The following is a 7,426-nucleotide window of genomic DNA, read 5'->3' as shown; positions in this document are numbered from 1 at the left end:
GGACGCCTTCACCCACGAGCTGGACCTGCGTGCCGCCCTCGGCGTCCCGCCGCCCGTGGAGCACCTGGCCTGGGCGCCCAGCTTCGAGGTGCTGGGCGCATACCCGGGCCCTGTCAACGACCCTGGGACGCGCGACCCTAGTGCGCGGTCATGTACGGCAGCAGGTCGCGGAGGGCGTCGGACGGTTCGAGCCCCAGTTCCTCGAGCAGAGTGTGGCGGCACTGCGCGTACTGGTGCTGTGCCGCCGCCCGGTTGCCGGCGGCGAGGTGCGCGTCGATGAGCACGCGGTGCGCGCTCTCCCGCAGCGGCTCGGCACGCACCGCGGCCAGCCCGGCGGCCACCGCCTCCCCGTGCCGTCCGGCCACGGTGAGCCGCTTTGCCATGGCTTCCAAGGCATACAGCCGAAGCTGGTGGTACTGCTCCTGTTCGATGAGCACCCAGTCGTTGTCCGACCACTCGGGGAGCAGGTCGGCGGACAGGTCGTCGCGGGTCTGCCGGTTCAGGATGTCGTCGCACAGGCAGGACTTGTCGAGCAGGCAGTGCGCGCGGGTGACCGCGTCGTGGATGTCGACGGTGATGTTGTCCGCCAGCGCCATCTCGTGCACGGACGCGTCGATGACCTGGTACCCGGTGCGCGACGCGCGCCACAGCGACGAGCGGAGGTTCGCGTTGGCGCGGGTCGTGGTGGCTTCCGGCCACAGCGTTCTCGCCACGTAGGACCTGGTCCGGGGTCTGTCCTGCAGCGCGAGGAAGGCGAGCAGCCGCTGCGCGCTCGACGACAGCATCACCCGGTCGTCCCCCACGAGCAGCGCGAAACCCTTGAGCAGCCGCAATGTCACGATCTGTGTTGCTTCAGTGCGCATCGGTTCCCCAACCTACGCCCGGCACCGATCGGATCGAACCCCACCGTTGAGACAATTCGCGACCCGGGTGCGAAACGTTACGGTGAATCATCGACCTTGTGGCGTCGACAGGGCGTCACGAAAGCGTTGTCGGGCCTGCTCCGAGCTCTTCCAGCCACCTTTGCACGGCCGCGTGCACCGCTTCCGGAGACGTCACCGCGAGCGGCTTGGCCTCGTTCGTGCCGATCGTGGAGAGAATGCGGACCCGCAGCGCGCCGGGCTCGCCGCCTTCCAGCCACGCACGGAGAACCATGCTGCCGGAACGTTCCTCGGGGGGTTCCACCACCGCAGGATGCGCGCCGCCCTGTCACCGCGGCGTCGACGCCGCGTGTGCGGGCGCGTCAACGCGCGCGCCGGGAACGCCGCCGTGACGCCGTGGCGACGCGTGGATCGCGGGCCCGCCACGCCACCCCTGCGATGCTGCGCCACGGCAGGTCGGAGCCACTTCCCGGCGTGCCACAGGGGAGGACTGGCATGGGCGATTTCGGCGTCGTCGCCGACGTTTCGACGATCATCGTGGACCGGCTCACGGAGGCACTGCGCCCACTGGATCCGAACGACCCGCCGAGGGCGGTGCTGAGCGATCTCGAGGACCGGCCGAGCCGGGCCACGCTCACGGTCTTCCTGTACGAGATCGCGGAGGACCCGACGTCGCGCAACCGGCCGCCGGTCCGGTCGCTGCCGCCGGCCCCGCCCACGAGCCGCAAACCGCCGATGGCGCTCCTGCTGCGCTACCTGGTGACGCCGTGGGGCGGCAGCCAGGAAACCCAGCACCAGATGATCGGCCGCGCCCTCCAGGTCTTCTACGACGACGCGATCTGGTCCGGCGAGGAGCTGACGGGCAGCATGGCGGGCACCACGGAGGCGCTGCAGTTCACGCTGACGCCGCTGACGCTCGACCAGAAGTCGTGGATCTGGTACGCGATCCAGAAGCCCTACCGGCTGTCCCTCAACTACGAGGTCCGGGTCGTCAACCTCGACTCTCTCGACGTTTCCGAGCTGCGGCTCGTGCGGAGCCGCACGATCAACGGGGCGGCCCGGCCATGACCCGCTTCCATCCGGTCGAGACGTCCGTCCTGTACAGCCCGGCGTGGTTCGTGCCGTTCGACGAGTTCGCCCAGCGCGCACGGGCCGCCGACGTGGTCACCGCGCTGGACCGCTTCGACCCCGGCGAGAACGCCTGGGTGCCACAGGACACGACGGCGATCCGCACCCCGAGCGCCGCGATCGCGTACCCGGAGCTGGGCCGGCGCCGGGGCCCGGGCGCCGAGCCGGAGCGGTTCCGGGTGCGGTTCGCCGCCATCGGGCTCGCCCCGCTGTACCCGGCGGACGGCGCGGACTTCGACGCGGCCGTGGCCGGGGTCGAGTTCGTGGCCCACCCGTACGACGACGTCAGCCCGCCCGCCGTGCGGAGCGAGCCGCGGCTGGTCCGGTTGCTGCCCGGCGTCGCGTTCCCGTACGGGCCCGGCATCCGCACGGTGTACGGCGTCGTCGTCGACGCGGTCACCCGGGCGCCGGTGGCGAACGCGCTGGTCGAGGCGCGGGGCACCACGAGCAGGGACGGGATCGCGTGGCTGGAGCGGACCCTGACCGGCCAGGGCGGCGCGTTCCGGCTGGCCCTGCGCTGGGAGGGCGAACTGGTCACCGGGCCGCCTGAACAGCTCTTCCACCTCACGGCCACCGAGCGGCCGGGGCGGACCGGCGCGCTGGACGTCCGGCTGCCCACCGGCCGGGACCGGCGGCACGTCATCGAGATCGTCCGGCAGTAGCGGCAGCAGAGAAGGAGCCAAGCCATGCCCGAGTACCTGAGCCCCGGCGTCTACGTCGAGGAGGTTGACGCGGGGCCGCGGCCGATCGCGGGGGTGAGCACCAGCACGGCGGGCATGGTCGGGGTCACCCAGCGCGGCCCGACCACCGGAAAGCCGAAGCTGGTCACGAACTTCCTGGAGTTCCAGACCACCTTCGGCGGCTTCCTGCCCGAGCCGGATCCCCTGGTCCGCGACAAGTGGGCGAGCGACCCGGCCGAGGGCGGCCGCTGGTGGTTGTTTCCGCTGGCGGTCAAGGGCTTCTTCGACAACGGCGGTCAGCGCCTCTACGTCAAGCGGGTGGCCGCGGGCGGCGCGCAGGCCGCCTCCGGCACGGTCGGCGCCGGCCTGGTCAGCCAGATCACCCAGGACGCCGCGGCCGGCGCCACCACGCTGCAGCTCGCCCACCTGGCCGGCTTCACCGGCACCGACGATGTCACCGTCTTCCGCGGCAGCGACAACGTCGAGATCGGCCCGGTGACGATCACCGCGTACGACGCCGGCACCGGGCGCGTCACGCTCGGCACTCCGCTGGCCGCGGAGGTGAAGACGGCTCGCGGAGACTACGTGCAGAAGGACACCCGCGACGCCACGCCGAGCCTGCGGTTCTCCGCGTCGAGCCCCGGTTCCTGGGGCCGGGCGGTCCAGGTGCGGATCCAGCCGTCGGTGAGCGCTTCGCTCCCGGTGCTGCCCGATCCCGGCGAAGGCCCGCTGTTCGTCACCGCGCTCGCCGCCGACGCCGACCGCGACGCCGCGTCGATCCAGGTGCGGGCGGTCCCCGGGCTCGACCCCGGCGCCCTGCCCGACGACGTCTGGATCCTGATCGGCAACCGGCGCTTCAAGGTCACCGTGGCGCAGCCGGACGAGGGCCGGGTGACGCTCACCTTCCCGGACGGCACCACGCACGCGCCGTGGAAGACCGCGCTGACCGTGCGCCGGGTGCGCCGCGCCAACGCCGGCGCCGGCCGTGCCCTGCGGATCAGCGGCTCCGGCCGGCTGTACGAGGGCGCGGTCACGCAGCTCGACACGGGGGACAGGCTGACGGCCGCGAACGTGGCGTCGATCGCGCCCGACGACGTGGTCACGTTCGACACGGACACCCCGGAGCTGGTCTTCGAGACGGCACGGCTCCGGCTGGTCGAATCCACAGTGGACACCCGGTTCGCCGACCCCGGCGGCGGCTCGGTCACCGAGACCTTCCGCGACCTGCGCCTGGCCGGCGACGCGCCCGGGACCGTGACGGGCACCCTGGCGAGCCGGTCGCGGCTGGTGCGGGCGACCGCGCTGGAGTTGAACACCGATCCCGGCCGGTTCCCCACGCCCGCCACCGGCTCCTGGATCACCCTCGCCGACGACGGCGACGACGCGTTCGAGAGCCTCGACGTCGGGGACTTCGTCGGCACGGACGGCGGGAGCGGCAGGCGCACCGGCATCGTGGCGCTGGAGGACATCGACGAGGTCGCGATCTGCGCGGTGCCCGGCGTGTGGGCCGGCACCGTGGAGTCGGCGCTCGTCACGCACTGCGAGCAGCTCAAGGACCGGTTCGCCGTCCTCGACCCGCAGGACGACCTCGACATCGAAGGCATCCAGGCGTTCCGGGAGCCGTTCGACACCAAGTACGCCGCGCTGTACTACCCGTGGCTGGTCGTCAACGACCCTTCGACCGGCCGGTTCGTCGAGGCGCCGCCGTCCGGGCACATCATCGGCGTCTACGCCCGCACCGACACCGAACGGGGCGTGCACAAGGCGCCGGCCAACGCGGTCATCCGCGGCATCCGGCTGACCGACGGCATCGCGCAGGACGTCACCAAGCGGCACCAGGACCTGCTGAACCCCCGGGGGATCAACGCGCTGCGGTTCTTCCCCGGCCTCGGCCAGCGGGTGTGGGGCGCGCGCACGCTGTCGTCGGACACCTCGTGGAAGTACGTCAACGTGCGCCGGCTCTTCCTGTTCCTGGAGGAGTCGATCGACGAGGGCACCCAGTGGGTCGTGTTCGAGCCGAACGACGAGTCGCTGTGGGCGCTGGTGCGGCAGACGGTCTCGAACTTCCTCACCACCGTCTGGCGGAGCGGCGCGCTCGCCGGCACGACCGCGGACGAGGCGTTCTTCGTCCACTGCGACCGCACCACGATGACCGACGACGACATCGCCAACGGCCGGCTCATCTGCGTGATCGGGGTGGCGCCCGTGTTCCCGGCGGAGTTCGTGATCTTCCGGATCCAGCAGAAGACCCGCGAGACCCAGCTCGTCTAGTCGAAAGGCAACCGAAATGCCACCTGTGACGCGGGACGACCCGTATGCCGCGTACAACTTCCTGGTCATCGTGACCAACGTCAGCGACGACGGCGTCGCGGTGAGCGGGTCGTTCACCGAGGCCAGCGGGCTGGACGTGGAGCTGCCGGTGATCGAGTACCGCACCGGCAGCGAGGACATCTCGGTCCGCAAGCTCACCGGCCTCAAGAAGTTCCCGAGCGCGCTGACGTTCAAGCGCGGGGTCACCGGCCACGTCGGCTTCTGGAACTGGGTGAAGGAGGCGCTCGACGGCCGCGTGCGGCGCACGTCCGGCTCGATCGTCATGCTCGACGAGAACCGCCAGGAGGTCATGCGCTGGAACTTCGACCGGGCCTGGCCGACGAAGTACACCGGACCGTCGTTCAACGCGACCAAGAACGAGATCGCCATGGAGACGCTCGTCCTGGCCGTCGAGAGCCTCCTGATCGACGCGTGAGCGGACAGAGATGACCAGCTTGGCGCTTCCCGGCGTCTCCCTGACCTTCGAGCGTGCGGCCACCGGCGACGAGCCGCTGCGCACGGACGTGGCCGTGTTCCTCGGCCGCACCCGGCGCGGACCCGTCGGCCGGCCCGTCCGCGTCGAGAGCTGGAACGACGTCGTCGGCGCGTTCGGCCCACCGGACGGCACGTCGGCGACGCCGTACGCGCTGCGCGGGTTCTTCGAGAACGAGGGCGCCGCGGCGTGGGTGCTGCGGGTGTCCGGGCCCGCCGAGTCCGCGAGTGCACTGTGGACGGACAGCTTCCGTGTGGTGGCGGCGAGTCCCGGCGCTTGGGCGAACGGCGGCCGCGTCACCGTGCGGTACCGGGCCAGCAGCGTCGCGGGTCCGCCGGTGGTCACCGTGCGGGTGCTCGTGCCCGGTGAGCCGGCGGAGACCTTCGCCGGCATGGCGCCCGGCGAGGTGACCGGCCGGGTCGCCGCGTCCCGGCTGATCCGGCTGGTGCCCGTCGGCCCGGAGCCGCCGGGGAGCCCGATCCCGCCGGACGCGCCGATCTCGATGTCGTGGGACCTGACGCTCACCGGCGGCACGGACAGCCCGCCGGGACGCGCCGAGTACGCGGCCGCGGTGGCGGCGCAGGCCGAGCTGCCGGAGCCGGCGCTGGTGGCCCTGCCGGACCTCGGCGCCGACCTGGCCGGCGCCGACCACACGGCCCTGGTGCTGGACCTGCTGGGTGTCGTGGCGCCACTGCTGGACCGGCTGGTGCTGCTGGACGTGCCTCCAGATAGGTCCACAGTGGACGAAGTCGCGGCGTGGGTGGCGTCCCTGGCGGCCTTCGGCGACGAGGCGTTGCTCGCCGCGGCGGCGGTGTACCACCCGCCGCTGCGGGCGCCGTCGCTCGCCGGAACCGGGCTGCGGACCGTGCCGGCCTCCGGGCACGTCGCCGGGCTGGTCGCCCGGCTCGACGCCGAACGGGGCGCCGCGGAGACGCCGGCGAACGCCACCCTGCTGGACGCGGTGGACCTGGAGATCGAGTACCCCCAGGCGCAGCAGGCCCGGCTGTTCGAGGGAGGTGTCGACCTGGTGCGGTGCGTGCGCGGCCGGGGCCTCGTGGTGTGGGGCGGGCGGACGCTGTCCGGTGACCCCCGCCGCCGGTACGTCGCGCACCGCCGGCTGCTGCACCTGCTGGTGCGGGCCATCCGGCGGGCCGCCGCGCCGCTGGTGTTCGAGGTGAACTCGCCGGAGCTGCGGCTGTCGCTGGTCCGCGCGATCACGTCGGTGCTGCTGGAGGCGTTCCGGACCGGCGCGCTCGCCGGCAGCCGGACCGACGACGCGTTCCGGGTGGTGTGCGACGAGACGAACAACCCGCCGGAGCAGGACCCCGGGCAGGTCGTGTGCGAGATCGACGTCGCGCCCGCCGTGCCCATGGAGTTCATCGCGTTGCGGCTCGTGCTCGGCCAGGACCGCGGTCTGGAGGTGATCGAACGGTGAGCACCCCGGTCGAGCGGCTGCTCACGCTGACCGAGCCGCTGCCCAAGTTCCGCTTCGTCGTGACGCTCTCCGCGGCGGACGTCTACCTGCCACCGGCGCAGGCACTGCTGCTGCGGGCGGTGGCGTCCGGCGCCTTCCAGGAGGTCACCGGGCTGGGCGCGCAGCTGGAGGTGGTGAACTACGCCGAGGGCGGGCGCAACGACACCGTGCACCGGTTGCCGCTGCGGCACTCGTGGAACCCGATCACCCTCAAGCGCGGCGTGGTCCGCGACCGGCTCCTGTGGTCCTGGTACGAGACCGGCCTGCACGACTCGCTGGGTGCCCGCCGCGACGGCGCCGTGATCATGCTCGACGAGGCCGGCCGGCCCGCGAAGTCGTGGATCTTCCACGGCGGGCTGGCCGCCAAGTGGACCGGTCCGGACCTGCACGCCGAACAGAACGCGGTCGCGATCGAGGCACTGGAAATCGCCCACGAGGGCCTGACGGCCGTCCTGTAGGA

The 7,426-nt window shown here is 72.4% G+C and carries 8 protein-coding genes and 1 pseudogene; 7 read left to right on the top strand and 2 right to left on the bottom strand.

The genetic code is table 11. The features are described from left to right. Positions 1 to 94 (top strand): annotated as a pseudogene (locus AB0M82_RS20480) (maleylpyruvate isomerase family mycothiol-dependent enzyme); the annotation flags it as partial. Between the two features lie 43 nt (positions 95 to 137). Here the strand turns inward: AB0M82_RS20480 and AB0M82_RS20475 are convergent. Together AB0M82_RS20475 and AB0M82_RS20470 are read right to left on the bottom strand one after the other, a co-directional pair. Then, positions 138 to 863: a BTAD domain-containing putative transcriptional regulator gene (locus tag AB0M82_RS20475; protein WP_364723911.1), complete on the bottom strand. Its 726-nt coding sequence runs from the start codon at positions 861 to 863 to the stop codon at positions 138 to 140. Positions 864 to 978: 115 nt separating this feature from the next. Next, a complete protein-coding gene (locus AB0M82_RS20470; RefSeq protein ID WP_364723908.1) occupies positions 979 to 1,185 on the bottom strand; it encodes a hypothetical protein in 207 nt (68 codons plus the stop codon). Between the two features lie 191 nt (positions 1,186 to 1,376). Between AB0M82_RS20470 and AB0M82_RS20465 the strand changes: the two genes are divergently transcribed. Genes AB0M82_RS20465 through AB0M82_RS20440 form a run of 6 tightly spaced genes read left to right on the top strand, consistent with a single transcriptional unit; the run spans position 1,377 to position 7,424 of the window. Then, positions 1,377 to 1,949 carry a DUF4255 domain-containing protein gene (locus AB0M82_RS20465; protein WP_364723906.1) on the top strand — a complete coding sequence of 191 codons (573 nt, stop codon included), beginning with the start codon at positions 1,377 to 1,379 and terminating at the stop codon, positions 1,947 to 1,949. Further along, complete coding sequence (locus tag AB0M82_RS20460) at positions 1,946 to 2,671, top strand: carboxypeptidase regulatory-like domain-containing protein (protein ID WP_364723904.1); 726 nt, start codon at positions 1,946 to 1,948, stop codon at positions 2,669 to 2,671. The genes AB0M82_RS20465 and AB0M82_RS20460 overlap by 4 nt, the downstream gene beginning before the upstream one ends. 24 nt (positions 2,672 to 2,695) lie before the next feature. Then, positions 2,696 to 4,960, top strand: coding sequence for a phage tail sheath C-terminal domain-containing protein (locus tag AB0M82_RS20455; protein WP_364723901.1), 2,265 nt, complete (start codon positions 2,696 to 2,698; stop codon positions 4,958 to 4,960). Between the two features lie 16 nt (positions 4,961 to 4,976). Beyond that, a complete protein-coding gene (locus AB0M82_RS20450; RefSeq protein ID WP_364723898.1) occupies positions 4,977 to 5,435 on the top strand; it encodes a phage tail protein in 459 nt (152 codons plus the stop codon). Positions 5,436 to 5,445: 10 nt separating this feature from the next. Beyond that, positions 5,446 to 6,927, top strand: coding sequence for a phage tail sheath subtilisin-like domain-containing protein (locus AB0M82_RS20445; protein WP_364723896.1), 1,482 nt, complete (start codon positions 5,446 to 5,448; stop codon positions 6,925 to 6,927). Next, positions 6,924 to 7,424, top strand: coding sequence for a phage tail protein (locus tag AB0M82_RS20440; protein ID WP_364723893.1), 501 nt, complete (start codon positions 6,924 to 6,926; stop codon positions 7,422 to 7,424). Before AB0M82_RS20445 ends, AB0M82_RS20440 begins: the two co-directional genes overlap by 4 nt. The last annotated feature ends 2 nt before the right edge of the window (positions 7,425 to 7,426 follow it).

This window comes from Amycolatopsis sp. NPDC051128 (genome assembly GCF_040682715.1).
Lineage (GTDB): Bacteria > Actinomycetota > Actinomycetes > Mycobacteriales > Pseudonocardiaceae > Amycolatopsis.
Note: the sequence above shows the minus strand (reverse complement) of the source record. Positions and strands in the feature narration are given on the sequence as shown.